The organism is Klebsiella sp. GL120222-02 (genome assembly GCF_003097195.1).
GTDB classification, from domain to species: Bacteria; Pseudomonadota; Gammaproteobacteria; order Enterobacterales; family Enterobacteriaceae; genus Klebsiella; species Klebsiella variicola.
This window is the reverse complement of sequence record NZ_QEQO01000010.1, coordinates 93506-114285: the sequence shown is the minus strand read 5'-3', so window position 1 is coordinate 114285 and position 20780 is coordinate 93506. Positions and strand designations below refer to the sequence as shown.

The 20780-nt window shown below is 58.0% G+C and carries 21 protein-coding genes; 9 read left to right on the top strand and 12 right to left on the bottom strand.

What is annotated here, in order from left to right; genetic code table 11:
• Nucleotides 1-364: 364 nt before the first annotated feature.
• Nucleotides 365-3478, top strand: coding sequence for a multidrug efflux RND transporter permease AcrD (gene acrD / locus N438_RS24235; RefSeq protein WP_023340604.1), 3114 nt, complete (start codon nucleotides 365-367; stop codon nucleotides 3476-3478).
• 127 nt (nucleotides 3479-3605) lie between these two features.
• Here the strand turns inward: acrD and ypfM are convergent, their stop codons facing one another.
• A complete protein-coding gene (ypfM, locus tag N438_RS24230; RefSeq protein WP_100181659.1) occupies nucleotides 3606-3665 on the bottom strand; it encodes a protein YpfM in 60 nt (19 codons plus the stop codon).
• A 365-nt stretch (nucleotides 3666-4030) separates the two neighbouring features.
• Here ypfM and N438_RS24225 point away from each other — a divergent pair, with 365 nt between their 5' ends.
• The 3 genes from N438_RS24225 to N438_RS24215 are packed head-to-tail and all read left to right on the top strand — an operon-like array spanning nucleotide 4031 to nucleotide 5745.
• Nucleotides 4031-4384, top strand: a complete 354-nt coding sequence (locus N438_RS24225) for an ArsC family reductase (RefSeq protein WP_008803838.1) — start codon at nucleotides 4031-4033, stop codon at nucleotides 4382-4384.
• 3 nt (nucleotides 4385-4387) lie between these two features.
• Nucleotides 4388-5515, top strand: coding sequence for a succinyl-diaminopimelate desuccinylase (gene dapE / locus N438_RS24220; RefSeq protein WP_012540914.1), 1128 nt, complete (start codon nucleotides 4388-4390; stop codon nucleotides 5513-5515).
• A gap of 26 nt (nucleotides 5516-5541) precedes the next feature.
• Nucleotides 5542-5745, top strand: a complete 204-nt coding sequence (locus tag N438_RS24215; protein ID WP_002913768.1) for a YpfN family protein — start codon at nucleotides 5542-5544, stop codon at nucleotides 5743-5745.
• 48 nt (nucleotides 5746-5793) lie between these two features.
• On the opposite strand, the gene ypfH is transcribed toward N438_RS24215, so the two are convergent.
• From ypfH to dapA, 6 genes are all read right to left on the bottom strand, one after another.
• On the bottom strand, nucleotides 5794-6489 hold the full coding sequence (gene ypfH / locus N438_RS24210) for an esterase (RefSeq protein WP_008803836.1): 696 nt from the start codon (nucleotides 6487-6489) through the stop codon (nucleotides 5794-5796).
• Nucleotides 6490-6565: 76 nt separating this feature from the next.
• Nucleotides 6566-8569, bottom strand: a complete 2004-nt coding sequence (locus tag N438_RS24205) for a GNAT family N-acetyltransferase (RefSeq protein ID WP_032730888.1) — start codon at nucleotides 8567-8569, stop codon at nucleotides 6566-6568.
• Between the two features lie 9 nt (nucleotides 8570-8578).
• Nucleotides 8579-9454, bottom strand: a complete 876-nt coding sequence (locus N438_RS24200; protein WP_012540912.1) for a neutral zinc metallopeptidase — start codon at nucleotides 9452-9454, stop codon at nucleotides 8579-8581.
• A 119-nt stretch (nucleotides 9455-9573) separates the two neighbouring features.
• Nucleotides 9574-10287 carry a phosphoribosylaminoimidazolesuccinocarboxamide synthase gene (gene purC, locus N438_RS24195; protein WP_002913801.1) on the bottom strand — a complete coding sequence of 238 codons (714 nt, stop codon included), beginning with the start codon at nucleotides 10285-10287 and terminating at the stop codon, nucleotides 9574-9576.
• 228 nt (nucleotides 10288-10515) lie between these two features.
• Nucleotides 10516-11550 carry an outer membrane protein assembly factor BamC gene (bamC, locus tag N438_RS24185; protein ID WP_008803834.1) on the bottom strand — a complete coding sequence of 345 codons (1035 nt, stop codon included), beginning with the start codon at nucleotides 11548-11550 and terminating at the stop codon, nucleotides 10516-10518.
• 16 nt (nucleotides 11551-11566) lie between these two features.
• Nucleotides 11567-12445 carry a 4-hydroxy-tetrahydrodipicolinate synthase gene (gene dapA / locus N438_RS24180; protein WP_002913803.1) on the bottom strand — a complete coding sequence of 293 codons (879 nt, stop codon included), beginning with the start codon at nucleotides 12443-12445 and terminating at the stop codon, nucleotides 11567-11569.
• 153 nt (nucleotides 12446-12598) lie between these two features.
• Here dapA and N438_RS24175 point away from each other — a divergent pair, with 153 nt between their 5' ends.
• Together N438_RS24175 and bcp are read left to right on the top strand one after the other, a co-directional pair.
• On the top strand, nucleotides 12599-13165 hold the full coding sequence (locus N438_RS24175; protein WP_002913804.1) for a glycine cleavage system transcriptional repressor: 567 nt from the start codon (nucleotides 12599-12601) through the stop codon (nucleotides 13163-13165).
• A gap of 3 nt (nucleotides 13166-13168) precedes the next feature.
• The gene (gene bcp, locus N438_RS24170) at nucleotides 13169-13639 is read left to right on the top strand and encodes a thioredoxin-dependent thiol peroxidase (protein ID WP_008803833.1); all 471 of its coding nucleotides are present in this window, start codon (nucleotides 13169-13171) and stop codon (nucleotides 13637-13639) included.
• A 60-nt stretch (nucleotides 13640-13699) separates the two neighbouring features.
• On the opposite strand, the gene N438_RS24165 is transcribed toward bcp, so the two are convergent.
• Nucleotides 13700-14764, bottom strand: a complete 1065-nt coding sequence (locus N438_RS24165) for an AI-2E family transporter (protein ID WP_008803832.1) — start codon at nucleotides 14762-14764, stop codon at nucleotides 13700-13702.
• 54 nt (nucleotides 14765-14818) lie between these two features.
• Nucleotides 14819-14935 carry a hypothetical protein gene (locus N438_RS28425; protein ID WP_012540910.1) on the bottom strand — a complete coding sequence of 39 codons (117 nt, stop codon included), beginning with the start codon at nucleotides 14933-14935 and terminating at the stop codon, nucleotides 14819-14821.
• A gap of 51 nt (nucleotides 14936-14986) precedes the next feature.
• On the opposite strand from N438_RS28425, the gene bepA reads away from it, so the two are divergent.
• The 3 genes from bepA (at nucleotide 14987) to N438_RS24150 (ending at nucleotide 17858) form a co-directional block, all read left to right on the top strand.
• Nucleotides 14987-16450, top strand: a complete 1464-nt coding sequence (bepA, locus tag N438_RS24160; RefSeq protein ID WP_008803831.1) for a beta-barrel assembly-enhancing protease — start codon at nucleotides 14987-14989, stop codon at nucleotides 16448-16450.
• Between the two features lie 9 nt (nucleotides 16451-16459).
• Nucleotides 16460-16819, top strand: coding sequence for an arsenate reductase (glutaredoxin) (gene arsC / locus N438_RS24155; RefSeq protein ID WP_008803830.1), 360 nt, complete (start codon nucleotides 16460-16462; stop codon nucleotides 16817-16819).
• A gap of 127 nt (nucleotides 16820-16946) precedes the next feature.
• A complete protein-coding gene (locus tag N438_RS24150; RefSeq protein WP_012540909.1) occupies nucleotides 16947-17858 on the top strand; it encodes an Rpn family recombination-promoting nuclease/putative transposase in 912 nt (303 codons plus the stop codon).
• On the opposite strand, the gene N438_RS24145 is transcribed toward N438_RS24150, so the two are convergent.
• The 3 genes from N438_RS24145 to upp all read right to left on the bottom strand — a co-directional run bounded on the left by N438_RS24145 (nucleotide 17855) and on the right by upp (nucleotide 20654).
• A complete protein-coding gene (locus tag N438_RS24145) occupies nucleotides 17855-18556 on the bottom strand; it encodes a DnaA inactivator Hda (RefSeq protein WP_020947395.1) in 702 nt (233 codons plus the stop codon). The genes N438_RS24150 and N438_RS24145 overlap by 4 nt on opposite strands.
• 98 nt (nucleotides 18557-18654) lie before the next feature.
• Nucleotides 18655-19941, bottom strand: coding sequence for a uracil permease (gene uraA / locus N438_RS24140; protein ID WP_012540908.1), 1287 nt, complete (start codon nucleotides 19939-19941; stop codon nucleotides 18655-18657).
• Nucleotides 19942-20027: 86 nt separating this feature from the next.
• Nucleotides 20028-20654 carry a uracil phosphoribosyltransferase gene (gene upp, locus N438_RS24135; protein ID WP_004201927.1) on the bottom strand — a complete coding sequence of 209 codons (627 nt, stop codon included), beginning with the start codon at nucleotides 20652-20654 and terminating at the stop codon, nucleotides 20028-20030.
• Nucleotides 20655-20780 lie beyond the last annotated feature (126 nt).

Below are 20780 nucleotides of genomic sequence, written 5' to 3'. Positions count from 1 at the left end.
TTTGTCTTTTTGGTGAATAACCCCTCAATGCGCATGACTATTTATTACCCGACAAGACGGCGCCGGAACAATGTCCAAATGCCCAGGATAAACTTTTTCTGGAGAGAATCCGTTTTGGATCAATTTTTTTGACTTAAATGAAATGAGGTTTCACACCGGCAAGAGATAATCCGCCTGTCTGAGGCTGCAAAGCAGACTCACTGCCTGCTGGCAGGAAAGTTCGAGGTTTCTTTACGATACGGCAAAAGCAACATGATAAATTACACTATCTCCTTAATTTCTCCACGATTGCCGGAGGCGCTGGCGCTAAAGTGGCACAGGCTGTGCAATAACAAAAAAATGTGCATATGAGGTCTTTATTCTGATGGCGAATTTCTTTATCGATCGCCCCATTTTTGCGTGGGTGCTGGCAATCCTGTTATGTCTGACGGGCACCCTTGCCATTTTGTCGCTTCCCGTTGAACAGTATCCCGACCTCGCCCCGCCGAACGTGCGGATCACCGCCAACTATCCCGGCGCCTCCGCGCAAACCCTGGAGAATACCGTCACCCAGGTTATCGAACAGAATATGACCGGCCTCGATAACCTGATGTATATGTCATCCCAGAGCAGCGCCACTGGCCAGGCGACGATCACCCTCAGCTTCACCGCCGGTACCGACCCGGACGAAGCCGTGCAGCAGGTTCAGAACCAGCTGCAGTCGGCGATGCGTAAACTGCCGCAGGCGGTGCAAAACCAGGGGGTGACGGTGCGCAAGACCGGCGACACCAATATCCTGACCCTCGCCTTCGTCTCCACCGACGGCAGCATGGATAAACAAGATATTGCCGACTACGTCGCCAGTAACATTCAGGACCCGCTCAGCCGCGTCAACGGCGTGGGGGATATCGACGCCTACGGCTCGCAATACTCAATGCGCATCTGGCTCGACCCGGCGAAGCTCAATAGCTACCAGCTGACCACCAAGGATGTGACCGACGCCATCAGTTCGCAGAACGCCCAGATTGCCGTCGGCCAGCTTGGCGGGACGCCTTCGGTCGATAAGCAGGCGCTAAACGCCACCATCAACTCGCAATCTCTGCTACAAACCCCGGAGCAGTTCCGCAATATCACCCTGCGCGTCAATCAGGATGGTTCAGAGGTGACGCTGGGCGATGTCGCCACCGTCGAGATGGGGGCGGAGAAGTACGACTACCTCAGCCGCTACAACCGGCAGGCCGCTTCGGGCCTGGGAATTAAGCTTGCTTCCGGCGCCAACGAAATGGCCACGGCGGAGCGCGTGATCAATCGCCTCAATGAGCTGTCGCAGTATTTTCCTCACGGTCTGGAATATAAAGTCGCCTACGAGACGACCTCCTTCGTAAAGGCCTCCATCACTGATGTGGTCAAAACGCTGCTGGAGGCGATCCTGCTGGTCTTCCTCGTGATGTATCTGTTCCTGCAGAACTTCCGCGCCACCCTGATCCCGACCATCGCCGTGCCGGTGGTGCTGATGGGCACCTTTGCGGTGCTGTATGCCTGTGGCTACAGCATCAACACCCTGACGATGTTCGCGATGGTGCTGGCGATCGGCCTGCTGGTGGATGACGCCATCGTGGTGGTGGAGAACGTCGAGCGCATCATGAGCGAGGAGGGCCTGTCGCCACGCGAGGCGACCCGCAAATCGATGGGACAAATTCAGGGCGCGCTGGTGGGGATCGCCATGGTGCTGTCGGCGGTGTTTGTGCCAATGGCCTTCTTCGGCGGCACCACCGGGGCCATCTATCGCCAGTTCTCAATCACTATCGTCGCGGCGATGGTCCTCTCGGTGCTGGTGGCCATGATCCTCACCCCGGCCCTTTGCGCCACGCTGCTCAAGCCGGTTAAGCCAGGTGAATCCCATGAAAGAAAAGGCTTCTTCGGCTGGTTCAACCGCACCTTCAACCGCAGCGCCAGCCGCTACGAAACCTTTGTCGGCAAAATTCTTCACCGCTCGCTGCGCTGGATGCTGATCTACGTCGTCCTGCTCGGCGGGATGGTGTTCCTGTTCCTGCATCTGCCCACCTCGTTCCTGCCGCTGGAGGATCGCGGGATGTTCACCACCTCGGTCCAGTTGCCGAGCGGCAGCACCCAGCAGCAGACGCTGAAGGTGGTGCAGAAGGCGGAAGATTACTTCCTCAATAACGAGAAGCAGAACGTCGAGTCGGTGTTCGCTACCGTTGGCTCCGGCCCCGGCGGCAACGGGCAGAACGTGGCCCGCATGTTTGTGCGTCTCAAAGACTGGGACCAGCGCGACCCGGAAACCGGCTCCTCCTTTGCCATTATTGAACGCGCCACCAAAGCGTTTAATCAGATCAACGAAGCGCGGGTCATCGCCAGCAGCCCGCCGGCCATCAGCGGCCTCGGCAGTTCGGCAGGCTTCGATATGGAGCTTGAGGATCACGCCGGTAAGGGGCACGATGCGCTGATGGCGGCACGCGATACGCTGCTTGAGCTGGCCGGCAAAAACCCTCTGTTGACCCGGGTCCGCCATAACGGGCTCGACGACAGTCCGCAGCTGCAGGTCGATATCGATCAGCGTAAAGCGCAGGCGCTGGGCGTCTCCATTGACGACATCAACGATACGCTGCAAACCGCGTGGGGGTCGAGCTACGTCAACGACTTTATGGATCGCGGCCGGGTGAAGAAAGTCTACGTCCAGGCAGCGGCGAAATACCGGATGCTGCCTGACGATATTAATCTCTGGTATGTCCGCAACAGCAGCGGCACGATGGTGCCGTTCTCGGCCTTCGCCACCTCACGCTGGGAGACCGGCTCACCGCGTCTGGAACGCTACAATGGCTACTCGGCGGTGGAGATCGTCGGTGAGGCGGCGCCGGGTATCAGTACCGGCACCGCGATGGACATGATGGAGAAGCTGGCCGCGCAGTTGCCAACCGGCTTTGGCCTCGAATGGACCGCCATGTCCTACCAGGAACGCCTCTCTGGCGCTCAGGCGCCGGCACTGTACGCGATTTCGCTGCTGGTGGTGTTCCTGTGCCTGGCGGCGCTGTACGAGAGCTGGTCGGTGCCGTTCTCGGTGATGCTGGTGGTCCCGCTCGGGGTGATTGGCGCCCTGCTGGCGACCTGGATGCGTGGCCTGGAGAATGATGTTTACTTCCAGGTGGGCCTGTTGACGGTGATCGGCCTGTCGGCGAAAAACGCCATTCTGATCGTTGAGTTCGCCAACGAGCTGAACGAGAAAGGCCAGGATCTGCTCAGCGCCACGCTGTCGGCCTGCCGTCAGCGTCTGCGCCCCATCCTGATGACCTCGCTGGCGTTTATCTTCGGCGTGCTGCCGATGGCGACCAGCACCGGTGCCGGCTCCGGCAGCCAGCATGCGGTCGGTACCGGGGTGATGGGCGGGATGATCTCCGCCACCGTACTGGCCATCTTTTTCGTGCCGCTGTTCTTTGTGCTGGTACGTCGCCGCTTTCCGCTGAAGGAGCGTCCGCAATAAGCCGTCGGGCGTTGGCGGCGAGCCTTAATAACAGAAAAGGCGACCCTTAAGGTCGCCTTCTTTATGTGTTCAGAACGATGACGCGCTTATTTACTTCGCGTTATTCCCCTGCTCACATTGCGGAAATTTATTTACGAAGCATGCCTTCAATAAAATCTTTCCAGTTCCCCAGTTCATGTTCAATCATAATAGCCTCTCTTATTATTATGGTCGATTCTATATAACTTCATTGCTGATGGGAAGTTGGGCTCCCCTATTGCTCTGATTGTCTTGTGGACGTCTGACAGAGATAAAACCTCTGGTTGCCGCCACTATGCCGTTTCGTATGTAAAAATTATGTGACGCAGAGCACTCTCAGGCAACATTTTCGCAATATTGTTAATAGCCTCACATCACTTCCGCGAATGAGCAAAATTTCACCACGCCGTCAATTGAATGAGATACCCGGTAAAAAGTTATATTTATTCATCTGAATCACGTATTATTTCAGTAAGACTTATATATTCGGAAATATCTGAGTTAACCGCTTAATTGAATGTGAAAGGTTTATCTATGCTCACCATGTACGGAATTAAAAACTGCGATACCATTAAAAAAGCCCGTCGCTGGCTGGAAGCGCATCAGATTGCGTATCAGTTTCATGACTACCGCGCCGATGGCCTTGACCGCGCGCAACTGGATACCTTTATTGCCGAACTGGGCTGGCAGGCGCTGCTGAACACCCGCGGCACCACCTGGCGCAAACTCGACGAGTCGCTGCGCAACAGCATCGATAATGCCGACGCCGCCGCCGCATTGATGCTGGAAATGCCGGCGATTATCAAACGCCCATTGCTCTGTGCGCCCGGTCGTCCTATGCTGCTGGGTTTTAGTGAAGCAAGTTATCAGCAGTTTAACGAGGTATAGTCTATGTCTTGCCCGGTCATTGAGCTGGCTCAGCAGCTTATTCGCCGCCCTTCCCTTAGCCCCGATGATGCGGGATGCCAGGCGTTAATGATTGAACGCCTGCGTGCGATCGGCTTTACCGTTGAACCGATGGATTTCGGCGATACACAGAATTTCTGGGCCTGGCGCGGCCACGGCGAGACGCTGGCCTTCGCCGGCCACACCGACGTGGTCCCGGCAGGCGACGCCGACCGCTGGATCAACCCCCCGTTCGAACCGACCATCCGCGACGGCATGCTGTTCGGCCGCGGCGCAGCTGATATGAAAGGCTCGCTGGCGGCGATGGTGGTGGCGGCGGAACGTTTTGTCGCGCAGTACCCGAATCATCGCGGCAGACTGGCGTTCTTGATCACCTCAGATGAAGAGGCCAGCGCCAAAAACGGCACCGTCAAAGTGGTGGAAACGCTGATGGCGCGTAATGAGCGTCTGGACTACTGTCTGGTCGGCGAACCCTCCAGTACCGAGGTGGTCGGCGATGTGGTGAAAAACGGCCGCCGCGGCTCGCTGACCTGCAACCTGACCATTCACGGCGTGCAGGGCCATGTTGCCTATCCGCACCTTGCCGATAACCCTGTCCATCGCGCGGCGCCGATGCTGGCGGAGCTGGTCAATATCGAGTGGGATAAAGGCAATGAATTTTTCCCGCCAACCAGCATGCAGATCGCCAACGTACAGTCCGGTACCGGCAGCAACAACGTGATCCCCGGCGATATGTTCGTCCAGTTCAACTTCCGCTTCAGTACGGAACTGACGGACGAGATGATCAAAGCCCGCGTGGTCTCCCTGCTGGAAAAATACCAGCTGCGTTACAGCGTGGAGTGGTGGCTCTCCGGCCAGCCGTTCCTCACCGGGCGCGGTAAACTGGTGGATGCGGTGGTGAGCGCAATTGAGCACTATAATGAGATCAAACCGCAGCTGTTGACCAACGGCGGCACCTCTGACGGTCGGTTTATCGCCCGCATGGGGGCGCAGGTGGTTGAGTTGGGCCCCGTGAACGCAACCATTCACAAAATTAATGAATGTGTGAACGCCGCCGACCTGCAGCTGCTGGCACGGATGTATCAACGCGTAATGGAACAGCTGGTCGCCTGACGAATTGACGTAAAGAGGAAGCGCGCATGGAATGGCTTATTAAACACTGGTGGATTCTGGTTCTGGTCTTTTTGGTGGGGGTGATTATCAACGTGATCAAAGATCTGAACCGCGTTGACCACAAAAAATTCCTTAACAACAAACCCGATCTGCCGCCGCACCGCGATTTTAACGATAAATGGGACGATGACGACGACTGGCCGAAGCACGACCAGTCGAAGAAACCGTAAGTTTGCCTTTATCGCGGTACTGCCCGCCTGTAACCCCGTCCGCCGGGGTTACAGCATTTCGATGATATCGTCCCCTTTTGGCGTACTGCCGCTCAGCGCCTCATCAAAATAGTGCTTCGGCACGGTATAACGCAGACGCTCGATGGCAAACTGCATGCTGCGATCGTCAATGGCATGCCCCAGATCGTCAACAATATCTAAGGTCACGTCGCCGCCCGCCTGCTGTAATGCCTCCTGAGCCGACACCGCCCACGCCAGGTCGATAACCCGATCTTCCCCCCCGTGGATCAGATGAATGGTGGTGGCCGTCGTTGCCGTCATCGGCAGCGTCGCGTAGCGGCCATTAAAGGCGATCACTCTTGAAGCCAGATCTGGCGCCGCTTTGATACTCTCCAGCGACATAATCGCCCCCTGAGAGAAACCGATCAGCGCGGTGGCCAGTGGACTGACGCCGCTTTTCTCTTGCCAGTAGCGCACAATGTCAATGAAGGTCGGCATAATGGCATCGATGCGCTGCTGACGATTCTCTTCCGTCACTCCCTGCACCGAAAACCACTGCCGACCGTTGGGACCGCAAGGTTCGACCCCGCCGATGCTGACAATTAGCGCATCGGGAAACTGCGGCGCGAACCAGCTGCCGATTTGCCCCATAGAGACCGGGTTATCACCCACACCATGAAACAGCAGCAACAGCTGTTGCGCAGGCGTCGCAGGGCTTTGAACAATAAAATGATCGTGTTTCATGGCTGTCTCCTTAGTGTATGCCGGCAGTTTACGCCGCTCGCCAGATATGACCATGCCATTTAACTGAATGAGTTAGTTAAAATAATTGCAGATGCGCCACCTGCTGACGCAGCGCCTCAGCACGCGCTGCATCGAGGAAGCGCAAGGCGTCAGCGGCCTCAACACGCCATCTCGCCAGCAGGGCTTTACGCCCCGTCAGCCGCAGCGCAGCACACAGCGCGGCTTCCTCTTCCCCCTGCAGACGTCCGCGCAGAGCCGGCAACGGCATGTCGGCCTGCATCAGCAGGCGGTTGAGGCAGCCCAGCGCCGCGGCCAGCGGGCGATGGGCGAAAGCAAAGCTCGCCGCTTCCAGCCAGTCCTCATCACTAAGCATAGCGTCTGCGACGGCCGGCAGCGGCGCGGATTCGTCCCGCCACGGGCGAAGCCAATATTCATCCCGCAGCAGCCGCTGCGCCTCCCGCTGCGCGAGCTGGTGCCCCGCCGCAGTCAGCGGGAACAGAGCCATCGCGGTATAGCAGCCGCTGCTGGCCTCGCGATGGGTTCCCAGCCGCACGAGGATAAACCCGCAGCGTTGCCAGAAGCGCCACAGCTCAGGGGTATAGCCGAAGCTGACGGACAGATAGTCATAGCCTGCGGCATCGGCGGCGATACTGGCGATCATCTTCTGCCCGAGACCATCGCGCTGACGGGCAGGATGGACAGCGATCCGACTGACCCGCAGCCCGGACAGCGTCGCCGCCAGGGGACTGCCGCCATGCGCCGCCAGCGACTGGGCGACCAGATTCCCGCGCGGCCGGCGAAACCCTGCCCACACCGCCCGGCTAAGTTCGGGAGAAAGTCCCCCCTCGGCCACCAGCCACAGCGCGCCCGCCACCGCGCCGCTGGCGCGAGCGCAGCGAAAAGCCTGGCCGGGGGCATCCATCATGCGCCGCAGATCGAGCGGGGAAGTCCGGTAGTGCGCCCCGGACAATAGCTGGTACATCGCCTCCGGTAGCGCTGGCTGCGATTGCCAGCAGGACTGATTAACCGCTTCCAGCACCACCTCCCCCGTCGGCGCGTCGCGAAATGCCTCATCGTTAAAGATCAGCAACTGACGGATGGCTGACTCCAGCGGACAGCCCGCCGCCCAGCGGATCGGGGCGCTCAGGCTGAACGACTGCAGACGGGGCAGGCTGGCGCAAAATTTCAGCAGGAATCCGCGACCGGTGCCTTCATAACCCTGCACCGTCGTGGTGAGTAGCGTGCGGGGAAAACGGCTTACCAGCTGCCGGAGAAGCGGAGCCGGGATCGACGCGGCCTCATCGACAATCAGCCAGGCCGCCGTTTCTTGCGACGCCAACAGCGCATCGGGCGCCATAAAGCGGAACGCCTCGCCGGCAAAGCTCGCCAGCACCTCGACGGCGCTACGCGTTGGGGCGGTGACGATGGCCTCGCCCCCAAGCTGGCGCAGCAGCATGCCCGCGAGAGCGGATTTCCCTCGCCCGCGCTCTGCCGTCACCGCCGCGATACCGGGCGGCAGCCGCAACAGTTGCTCAAGGATTAGCGCCTGCTCGGCCTGGGGGTGGCCATCGGCGGGATGCCAGTCAGGGCGGGGGGCGGCCAGCGGGAAGCGCGGCCGGTCCGACTGCTGCCAGAGCAGCACCTCCGGATCGGCGATAAACTGCCGGCAGCAGCGGTGAACAAAGTTGGGGGTAACGATAGGGTCGGGAGTATCGCTCCAGCGCAGGGAGTCCTCATCCGCCCGGGTCGGCCAGTCGGCGAAGGGGGGCGTCAGCAGCACCAGCCAGCTTCCCGCCCGCAGCGTACCGCTCAGGGCCGCCAGGGCCGCCACGTCACACCCGCGCCGGGCATCGAAAAAGGCGTGCATCACTTCCCGCCCCAGCAGCGTCTTCAGGGCGCCAGGCGCCACGCAGGGCGCAGAAACCGGATCGGAGCCTACCCACAGACCATCGCCGCCGAGCCGCTCCCGTAGCGCCTGCGCCTGCTGCAGCGTCCAGGCCTCATCGCCGCTGAGCACCAGCAGGCGACGGATCCCCTCCCGCGCCATCTGCGCGGTGAGGTCAAGCAGCGCGTCCATCATCGGTGGCGATTACAGCGCGCTGCCGAAGGTGTTGCACTGCGCCGGATCGCCGCTGTCGAAACCGCGTTTGAACCAGGTGTAGCGCTGTTTTGAGGTGCCGTGGGTAAAGCTGTCCGGTACCACGCGCCCCTGGCTCTGCTGCTGCAGACGGTCGTCGCCGATGGCTTCGGCAGCGTTCAGCGCCTCCTGCAGATCGCCGGTTTCCAGAATATCCTGCTGCTGCATATTATGGCCCCAGACGCCGGCGAAGCAGTCCGCCTGCAGCTCCATCTTAACCGACAGACGGTTGGCTTCGGCCTCGGTGGCATGCTGCTGTTGCTGGCGAACTTTCGGCTCAATGCCCAGCAGTTTTTGCACGTGGTGGCCCACCTCATGAGCAATGACGTACCCCTGAGCAAAGTCGCCGTCGGCGCCCAGTTTATTTTTCATCTCATCGTAGAAGGACAGGTCGATATAGACCGTGCTGTCGGCAGGACAGTAGAACGGCCCCATCACCGACTGACCGGTGCCGCAGCCGGTACGGGTCGCGCCGCGGTAGAGCACCAGTTTTGGCTGGGGGTACTGGCGGCCCATCTTTTCAAAGATCGGTCCCCAGGTATCTTCGGTGGTGGCCAGAATGACGGAAGTAAACTTCGCCGCTTCATCGTCTTTCGGACTGATGGAGCGCTGCGTGGAGGTCTGCTGCTGCGGCATCGGCTCCCCGGTCAGCATGCCGGTCAAATCCACGCCGTAGTAGCCCGCCACCAGCACAATAATCAGCAGTACAATGCCGCCCTTCCCGCTCGGCAGACGGAAACCGCCGCCCCCGCTGCCGCCAAACGGCGAGCCTGATTGACCACGTCGATCTTCAACATTGTCGCTTTCGCGACGCCCTTGCCAGCGCATAAGCACCTCATTCCCTGTTATGTATCAATAGCAGAGATCGTAGGCGGTTCAGCGCAGGATTACCACAGGAAACAGCAAGAGACGCCAGAAGATGAGGCCATCTTCTGGCGGCGGGCGGGTTAGTCGAGCTTAACGCCCAGGCGGTGAGCCACTTCTTCGTAGGCTTCGATCAGGCCGCCAAGGCTCTGGCGGAAGCGGTCTTTGTCCATTTTATCGAGGGTGTTTTTATCCCACAGACGGCTGCCGTCCGGCGAAAACTCGTCGCCCAGCACCACTTCGCCTTTGAACAGACCAAACTCCAGCTTAAAGTCCACCAGAATCAGACCGGCGTCATCGAACAGCTTTTTCAGCACGTCGTTGGCTTTGTAGGTCAGCTCGCGCATCCGCGCCAGATTCTCTTTGCTCACCCAGCCGAAGGTTTCGCAGTAGGAGTCGTTGACCATCGGATCGTGCATAGCATCGTTTTTCAGGAACAGGTCGAACAGCGGCGGGTTCAGCTCGATACCTTCTTCAATGCCTAAACGTTTTACCAGCGAGCCTGCCGCACGGTTACGCACCACGCACTCTACCGGCACCATATCCAGTTTTTTCACCAGACATTCGGTATCGGAAAGCAGCGCTTCCATCTGGGTAGGGATGCCCGCTTCTGCCAGTTTGCTCATAATGAAATGGTTGAACTTGTTATTCACCATGCCTTTACGATCGAACTGCTCGATGCGCGCGCCATCACCTGCTGACGTATCGTTACGGAATTCCAGTACCAGCAGGTCCGGATTATCGGTGCTGTATACTGTCTTCGCCTTACCACGATACAACTCAGCTTGCTTTTTCATCTTTCACTACTCCAGTGATATTGAGCCTAAAAATACGTTTCCACCTATACACAAAATCATTCAAAGTGCATCGAGGCGGCAACTGAGCGAATCCCCAGGAGCTTACAAAAGTAAGTGACTGGGGTGAACGAAGGCGGCCAACAAAGAGGCAATTTGAAGGATGATGTGTATACGCACACGTTTGCGTCACTATATATTAAAAGGGCCGGATTGCTCCAGCCCTTTTGATTACTTGTTAAATGCGGCCTGGAATACGGCTACCAGGGCGTCATTTTGCGACTGCGTCAGAGTGTGACCTTTCGGGTCGATGAACTGCAGGCTACTGCGGTTATCGAGGTCACCGACCTGCAGTTTGTAGTCACCGGAGGCCAGCTGCGGGTCACGTGCGCCCAGCTCCTGCCAGCTGCTGTCAGACAGCGGCTTGTAGGTCAGCGCCATGCTGCCCTGAGAGCGCGTGCTGTCGGTCACTTTCATTCCCACTTTTTCGAGGGCGCCCGGCAGACGTTGCCACACCATGTTAAACGGCGCGCGAACGACAAGCATCGGCAGGCCGGTATCGTCGGCAGCGCTCTGCACGTCGAAGGTGGCGCCAGCACTGCGCTGGGCCGCGTTCTGGGCGCTGGTGGCGCTCGCATCAAGGCCTTCAGAAATGACGTTCAGCATGGCGGTGCTGTAGCGCTGCAGTGACGCCGGATCGGCAACCGGTTTACCCGCCTGCTCCAGATTCACCAGCTTAACGACCACCGCTTGCTGATAGCCCTGCGGTTTGACGGAGATTTGATAACGACCGCGATACTGCTGATCTTCATCAAGGCGGTTCCACTCAACCCAGTCGGTGTTCAGCGTCTGGCTCGCATCATCGCGTTTCGCGATAACGTAGTTCTTCGACTGAAGGATACTGGTGACCTGCGCCCACAGCGAGCCGCTGCGGCCGTTCTCAACCATCAGCGTCGCGGTATCGCCATTAAACTGGGTCCGCGCACCGCTGACCAACGCCAGCGGCTGCGCTGGCGGGCGAATGTCCAGCGCTTTGCCCACCGCGCCGGTGCTGTTGGCCACCGGAATGTTGTAATCGCCCACCTGAATCGGCAGGATCATCCCCGCCGGCGCGTGAAGTTCGCTCAACGGTGACGCCTGTAAATAGGCCTCATCACCGCTCACCTGACGCTTATAGCGCGAGTCGGAACTACAGGCCGCGAGGAGTAGAACCAGCGAAACACCCGCAACCTTCGCCAGGCGCGACTTCTGTACTGAGTAAGCCATCAAATCTCCCTAAACTTTACAGCAAACCGGCATGCTTCAGCGCGGCGGTGACGGCTTCACGACCATGGTCGGTGATGGGCGTCATCGGCAAGCGCAGCGTATCGGTCGCCACAAGACCCAACGCCTTGCATCCCCATTTCACCGGGATAGGATTGGGTTCGACAAATAATTTTGTATGCAGTGGCATCAGACGCTGATTAATCGCACGCGCTTCGGCAAATTGACCCGCCAGCGCCAGACGGCACATGTCGGCCATTTCGCGCGCCGCCACGTTGGCAGTGACGGAAATCACGCCCACGCCGCCGAGCTGCATGAAGTCCATACCGGTCGCATCGTCACCGCTCAGCAGAATAAAGTCGTCTGAAACCAGCTCTTTGATCTGGTGAACGCGACTTAAGTTCCCTGTAGCTTCCTTAATACCGACAATATTTTTAATTTCCGCCAGACGGCCAACGGTTTCCGGCAGCATATCGCAACCGGTACGGGACGGCACATTATACAGAATTTGCGGCAGGTCAGTATGTTCAGCGATAGCTTTAAAGTGCTGGAACAGGCCTTCCTGGGTCGGGCGGTTATAATAAGGAGTGACCGTCAGGCAGCCGACAACACCACTGTCGTTAAAACGTTTGGTCAGGCTAATCGCCTCTGCGGTTGCATTGGCTCCCGTGCCAGCGATAACTGGAATACGCCCGTCGGCCAGTTCCAGCGTCATCATCACTACGTCGCCATGCTCTTCATGGCTCAGCGTTGCGGATTCACCGGTAGTCCCTACCGAAACGATCGCCGAGGTTCCGTTGGCGACATGGTAATCAATCAGTTTTTTCAGGCTTGTCCGGCAGACATTACCGTTTTCATCCATCGGCGTGACAAGCGCTACAATACTTCCCGTGAACATGGGCCATCCTCAGAGCAGAAGTGCGACAAGATTCTCAATGTTACGTTTGGAGCTGCAATAAAAGCAAGAGACCCGACGCCATCAGGGATGTTGTATGGCGGTTTTTTTTATGCTTTCCTAATGTTACCTCACCTTTTTAAAGGAAGAACAGGTTTGACAGCCTCATTACAACACTATCTGGTTATTACCGCCCTGGGGGCTGACCGTCCCGGCATCGTGAATACGATCACTCGCCACGTCAGCAGCTGCGGTTGTAATATCGAAGACAGCCGGCTGGCCATGCTCGGTGATGAGTTTACGTTTATCATGCTGCTTTCCGGGTCGTGGAATGCGATTAACCTGATCGAATCAACCCTGCCGCTGAAAGGTGCGGAGCTGGAATTGTTGATCGTGATGAAACGCACCACTGCGCGCCCGCCGCAGGCCATGCCAAACACCGTTTGGGTCCAGGTTGAGGTGCCGGACTCACCGCATATCATCGAGCGCTTCACTGCCCTGTGCGATACCTGGAATATGAATATTGCGGAACTGGTGTCCCGCACTCAGCCGGGAGACGGCGATTCCGCGCAGCTTTTTATCCAGATAACTGCCCACAGTCCTGCGACGCAAAATGCAGCAAATATCGAACAAGCGTTCAAAGCCCTATGTACAGAACTGAACGCACAAGGCAGTATTAACATCGTTAATTATTCACAGCATGATGAACAGGATGGAGTTTAACCCATGACCCCACTGAAAGCCGGTGATATCGCACCGAAATTTAGCTTACCGGACCAGGACGGCGAGGAAGTAAATTTAACCGACTTCCAGGGACAACGTGTCCTGGTTTATTTTTACCCGAAAGCCATGACCCCGGGCTGCACCGTCCAGGCGTGCGGCTTGCGTGATAATATGGACGACCTGAAGAAAGCCGGTGTAGAAGTGCTGGGCATCAGCACCGATAAACCGGAAAAGCTCTCCCGTTTCGCCGAGAAAGAGCTGCTGAACTTCACGCTGCTGTCTGATGAAAACCATCAGGTTTGCGAGCAGTTTGGCGTCTGGGGCGAAAAATCCTTCATGGGGAAAACCTACGACGGTATTCACCGTATTAGTTTCCTCGTCGATGCCGATGGCAAAATCGAACACGTCTTTGATGACTTCAAGACCAGCAATCACCACGACGTGGTGCTGAACTGGCTGAAAGAAAACGCCTGATGCAGAGCAAGACGCCGGGGGAGGAGATCCTCACCCGGCGTCTTTTTTATCCCGAACACGTCAGTCGTCGTCAACCACCAGGCCATCCGGCCAGGCATGCACTACCGCTTTAATCAGCGTGGCCAGCGGAATGGCGAAGAAGACGCCCCAGAACCCCCACAACCCGCCAAAGATCACCACCGACAGGATAATCACCAGCGGGTGTAAATTGACCGCTTCCGAGAACAGCACCGGGACCAGCAGGTTGCCGTCCAGCCCCTGAATAATCAGATAGACCGCGAACAGGCTCCAGAACTCGGTGCCAGCGCCAAACTGAAACAGCGCCACCCCCACCACCGGAATGGTCACCACAAACGCGCCGATATAGGGGATCAGCACCGAGAAGCCCACCAGCACCGCCAGCAGCAGCGAGTAGTTGAGGCCAAAGAGAATAAAGCCGATCCAGGTGGCGACGCTGACGACAATCATCTCCAGCACCTTGCCGCGAATGTAGTTGGTGATCTGCTGATTCATCTCCTTCCAGACCTGCCCGGCAAGGCCACGATTACGCGGCAGTACGCGGCGCACCGCGTTGAGCATCTGCTCTTTATCCTTCAACAGGAAGAAGACCATCAGCGGCACCAGCACCAAATAGACCGCCAGGGTAAGCAGCCCCACCAGCGAGGCCAGAGAGTACTTCACTACCGAGTCGCCCACCGTCAACATCCGATTGCGCATATTTTCCGCCATCGCATCGATGATGCCGGCATCCATTAACGCCGGATAGCGCCGCGGCAGCGTAGCGGCAAAATCAGAGAGTTTGTTGAGCATACCCGGCATATCGCGGATGAGATAGATCCCCTGCTGCCAGGCCACCGGCAGCACCACAAAGGCCAGCAATAGCAGGATGCCCACAAAGAGAATCAGCACCAGCGAGGTCGCCCAGGTGCGCGACAGGCCAATCCGTTCCAGACGAACCGTCGGCCACTCCAGCAGATAGGCCAGTACGATAGCCACCAGTAACGGCGCTAACAGACCGCTGAAAAAGAACATGATGCCGAAACCGGCAAGCAAAATAACCAGCAGCGCTATCGCCTCAGGGTCGCTGAATCGACGGCGGTACCACTGCATTAACATCTCAAGCATAAAACCTTCCCTGAAGGGCCAAGCGGCGACAATCCGGGGAATTGTATCGAAATGTCACAAAAAAGACTTCGCTTTTTGATGCGCCGCAGACAAACCGTTCTCCGCCGTGAAGATCATATTTTCAAGGCGGCCAACGCCAGCTAAACTCGCTGGGATGCGGCCAGGGAACATTGCGTCGCACAATCGGTCAAACTGGCACACCCACATTACAGGACAGAGGTTATGTTCAGGCAGTTGAAGAAAACGCTGGTGGCGACCGTCATCGCCTCGCTGACGCTGGGTTCGATAGGCCCTGCTTTTGCTGACTCCGCAGATACGCTGCCGGACATGGGGACCTCTGCAGGAAGCACGCTGTCGATTGGTCAGGAAATGCAGATGGGGGATTACTATGTGCGCCAGCTGCGCGGCAGTGCGCCGCTGATTAACGATCCCCTGCTGGTACAATATATCAACGGGCTGGGCATGCGTCTGGTGGCACACGCCAACTCAGTGCGCACCCCGTTCCATTTCTATTTGATTAATAACGACCAAATCAACGCCTTCGCCTTCTTTGGCGGCAACGTGGTCCTCCACTCCGCCCTGTTCCGCTACTCTGATAATGAGAGCGAACTGGCCTCTGTCATGGCGCACGAAATCTCCCACGTTACGCAGCGGCATCTCGCCCGCGCGATGGAAGATCAGAAGCGCAATGCGCCGCTCACCTGGGTCGGTGCCCTGGGTTCGATTCTGCTGGCGATGGCCAGCCCGCAGGCCGGGATGGCGGCGCTGACCGGGACGCTGGCCGGTACCCAACAGGGCATGATCAGCTTCACCCGCCAGAACGAAGAAGAGGCCGACCGGATTGGCATTCAGGTTCTGCAACGCTCGGGATTCGACCCACAGGCTATGCCGATGTTTATGGGTAAACTGCTTGACGAGTCGCGCTACTCGACGCGACCGCCGGAAATGCTGCTCACCCACCCCCTGCCGGAAAGCCGACTGGCCGATGCCCGTAACCGCGCCAACCAGATGCGCCCGGTGGTGGTACAGTCCTCAGCGGACTTCTATCTGGCGAAGGCGCGTACCCTCGGGATGTACACCAACGGCGACAACAAGCTGGGCACCGATCTGCTGAACGCCTGGGATAAGGGCAATATTCGCCAACAGCATGCCGCCCAGTATGGTCGCGCTCTGCTGGCGATGGAAAGCAACAACTTTGACCAGGCACGCAAAACGCTGCAGCCGCTGCTCAGCGCCGACCCGCAAAATGCCTGGTATCTCGACCTGGCCACGGATATCGACCTCGGGCAGAAGAAAACCAGCGACGCCATCAATCGCCTTAAAAACGCCCGCGAGCTGCGCACCAATCCGGTACTGCAGCTGAACCTGGCCAACGCCTTGCTGCAGGGCGGACAGCCCGGGGAAGCGGCGACCATTTTGAACCGGTATACCTTTACCAATAAAGAGGATGGCAACGGCTGGGATCTGCTGGCCCAGGCGGAAGGCGCGCTGGGCAATCGCGACCAGGAGCTGGCGGCGCGGGCAGAAAGCATGGCGCTCGTCGGTCAGCTGGAACAGGCGATTTCCCTGCTCAGCAGCGCCAGCTCGCAGGTGAAACTTGGTAGCCTGCAGCAGGCGCGTTACGATGCCCGTATCGACCAGCTACGCGATCTGCAGGCCCGCTTCCGCCCCTATCAAAAAATGTAAGGAGACCCCATGACCGACGCGGTAACAATTTACCATAACCCACGCTGCTCGAAGAGCCGCGAAACGCTGAGCCTGCTGCAGAGCCGCGGCATCGATCCACAGGTGGTGCTTTATCTCGACACACCGCCGGATGCCGATACGCTGCGTGAGCTGCTGCAGCTGCTGGGTATGGAGAGCCCCCGCGAGCTCATGCGCCAGAAGGAGGATCTGTACAAATCGCTCAATCTTGCCGACCAGGCGCTTAGCGACGCGGCGCTGATTCAGGCGATGGTCGACAATCCTAAGCTCATTGAACGCCCTATCGTCGTCAGCCGCGGCCAGGCGCGTATTGGCCGCCCGCCGGAGCAGGTCCTTGAGATCGTAAGCTAACCCACCTGCGCCGCGCTTTCGCGGCGCTTTTTTTACGTGGCCGATTCCAGATCTTCCACGCCAATCCCTCCCGCCCGCCGGACGATGCTACTGTTCATCTATCGCTCAATCCACTGGACGGATGAACATGAAAAAACCGACCTCCACGCCCCATGACGCGGTGTTTAAAACCTACCTCTCCCATCCCGATACCGCCCGCGATTTCCTGCAACTGTATCTGCCCGAAACGCTGCTTAAAGTATGCGATCTGCGTACGCTGCATCTCGAGTCGGGGCATTTTGTCGAAGACGATCTGCGCCCCTTTTATGCCGACATTTTGTATTCCCTGAAAACCACGGCGGGAGACGGTTATATTTATGCGCTTATCGAACACCAGAGCACGCCCGACCGGCATATGGCCTTTCGTCTGATGCGCTATGCCATCGCCGCCATGCAGCGTCATCTCGATGCCGGTCACGATCAACTACCGCTGGTGATCCCTGTCCTCTTCTACCACGGTCTGGCCAGCCCCTACCCATACTCTCTACGCTGGCTCGATGAATTCGCCGCCCCGGAACTGGCCAACCGTCTTTATCACGAAGCGTTTCCGCTGGCGGACATTACCGTCATTCCGGATGACGACATTGCCACCCACCAGCGCATGGCAACGCTGGAGTTACTGCAAAAACATATTCGACAACGCGATCTGGCGCAGCTCCTCGACAAGCTGAGCGAATTATTATTGACTGGACTGGCGACACAATCGCAGGTACAAGCCCTGATGCACTATCTGGTGCAGGCAGGCAATACGCGCGAGCCGATCAAGTTCATACGCGAACTGGCGTTACGTACGCCGCAACATAAGGAGACGTTGATGACGATTGCGGAATATCTCGAGCAACAGGGACTGGAGCGGGGACTGGCGCAGGGGCGACAGGAAGGCCGGAAAGAAGAGGCACAGCGTATCGCCGCCGCCATGCTACACAGTGGCCTGGCGCGCGATCTGGTCGCTCATCTGACCGGACTGACGGAGCAGGAGCTGGCCCCACTGGCGGACTAGAGCTTAAGGATCTCTTTCACGAAGGGGATCGTCAGCTTGCGCTGGGCGGTAATCGAGGCGTGATCCAGCTGATCGAGGGTCATAAACAGCGAGCGCATCTCGCGATCCAGCCGCTTCAGCAGGAAGCGGCACACGTCTTCCGGCATCTCGAAGCCGCGCAGTCTGGCGCGTAGCTGCAGCGCCTGCAGTTTGTCTTCATCCGACAGCGGCTGCAGCTTATAGATCTGCCCCCAGTCCAGCCGTGAGGCGAGGTCCGGCAGACCAAGATTCAGCTGCCGCGGCGGCCGATCGCCGGTGATCAGCAGTCGGGTTTTGCCTGATTCCAGGATCCGGTTGTAGAGATTAAAGATGGCCATTTCCCAGGGCTCATCCCCGGCGACGCATTCAATATTATCAATGCAGACCAGCGCCAGCTGTTCCATCCCCTCCAGTACCTCGGGCACAAACCACGTCCGTTTATCCAGCGGCACGTAGCCCACCGCATCCCCGCGCTGGGAAAGCTCGGCGCAGGCGGCGTGTAACAGGTGGCTGCGACCTGCCCCTTCACGTGACCAGATATAAATGTACCCGCTGTGTTCCTGGCGCAGTACGTTCTGGAGGGCAGCAAGTAGGGAAGGATTATCACCCGGCCAGAAACTTGCGAAGGTTTCGTCGTCAGGAAGATACAGTGGCAAAGAGAGCTGTGCCGGTGCGTTCAGATGGACCTCAACATAGGCTTACAGAAAAACGCGGAGAGTTTACCACAGATTTAGGTCAGGAGAGAACCGGGCGGGATCGCCGCCCGGTCAGGAGATCGTTATTTAACCTCTTCGCTATCCGCCGCGTCGAGGACCACCTCTTCCGGACGCAGGACGCTGATAAGCTTGAAAATCAGGCTCAGCGCGATGCCCACGATGGTCGCCAGCGCCATCCCTTTCAGCTCGGCGGCGCCAATGTGTACTTTAGCGCCGCTGACGCCGATGATCAGGATCACGGAGGTGAGGATCAGATTCTGCGCTTTACTGTAATCCACCTTCGATTCAATCAGTACGCGGATCCCCGAGGCGCCGATCACCCCGTACAGCAGCAGCGAAACGCCCCCCATCACCGGTACCGGAATGATCTGGATAGCCGCCGCCAGTTTGCCGACGCAGGAGAGCAGAATCGCAATGATCGCCGCGCCGCCAATAACCCAGGTACTGTAAACCCGGGTAATCGCCATCACGCCGATATTTTCACCGTAGGTGGTGTTGGGCGTCGAACCAAAGAAGCCGGAGATGATCGTCGACAGGCCGTTGGCAAACATCGAACGATGCAGACCCGGGTCGCGGATCAGATCGCGCTTAACGATATTGGCGGTCACCACCAGGTGCCCGACGTGCTCAGCAATCACCACCAGCGCGGCGGGCAGAATGGTGAAGATAGCAAACCACTCAAAGCGCGGCGTGTAGAAGGTCGGCAGCGCGAACCAGTGCGCCTCGGCGATCGGGGTGGTATCGACCACCCCCATCACAAACGACAACGCATAGCCCACCAGCACGCCAATCAGGATTGGAATAATCGCCAGGAAGCCGCGGAACAGCACAGAACCAAATACCGTCACCGCCAGCGTTACCATCGAAATAATAATGGTTTTGCTGTCGGGGGCTTGACCGTCGGCTGGCAGCAGCCCGGCCATATTAGCCGCCACACCCGCCAGTTCGAGGCCGATAACCGCCACGATGGCGCCCATCGCCGCCGGCGGGAACATCACATCCAGCCAGCCGGTACCGGCTTTTTTGACAATAAAGGAGACGAGGCAGAACAGCACGCCGCACATAATAAAACCACCCAGCGCCACTTCGTAGCCCAGCGGCAACAGCAGCAGTACTGGAGAAATAAAGGCGAAACTCGATCCCAGATACGCCGGGATTTTGCCTTTACAGATAAAGAGGTACAACAGCGTACCAATACCGTTAAACAGCAGGACGGTGGCCGGGTTGATGTGGAACAGGATTGGCACCAGCACCGTTGCGCCAAACATAGCAAACAGGTGCTGCAAACTAAGCGGGATAGTCTGTAAAAGCGGCGGTCTTTCACTCACCCCGATAGCACGGCGCGTCATAGTGTTTTCCTCTGAGATGGTTAGTTATGTGTGTTTTATTCAAAAAAAAGCCGACTTTCAAAGTCGGCTTATTTATCGTTATTCGATTATTTCGTACCAAAGATCTTGTCGCCGGCATCGCCGAGACCGGGAATGATATACCCGTGTTCATTCAGTCCCTTATCGACAGAGGCGGTGTACAGCTCAACGTCCGGGTGCGCTTTCTCCAGCGCGGCAATCCCTTCCGGCGCCGCCACCAGTACCAGCACCTTGATGCTGGTGCAGCCGGCGTTTTTCAGCAGATCGATAGTGGCGATCATCGACCCACCGGTGGCCAGCATCGGATCAACCACCAGCGCCATACGCTCATCAATGTTGGACACCAGCTTCTGGAAGTAAGGTACCGGCTCGAGAGTCTCTTCATTACGATAGATACCCACCACGCTGATACGCGCGCTGGGGACGTGCTCCAGCACCCCTTCCATCATGCCAAGGCCTGCGCGGAGGATAGGCACAACGGTAATTTTCTTGCCCTTGATCTGCTCAACTTCCACCGGGCCATTCCAGCCTTCGATGGTCACTTTCTCGGTCGCCAGGTCGGCGGTGGCTTCATAAGTCAGTAAGCTGCCCACTTCTGAGGCGAGTTCACGGAAGCGTTTGGTGCTGATGTCGTGCTCGCGCATCAGGCCCAGCTTGTGTTTGACGAGTGGGTGTTTGACTTCCACAATCTTCATTCTCTTTCTCCTCTGAGGGGCGGCCACAAAAAAATCGCGGGATTATACCGCTTTTTGCGGATTGTGCCATACCCATCTTGCTTGACGTATATCAAGCAAAGTGATTTAGAGACAAAAAAACCGGAG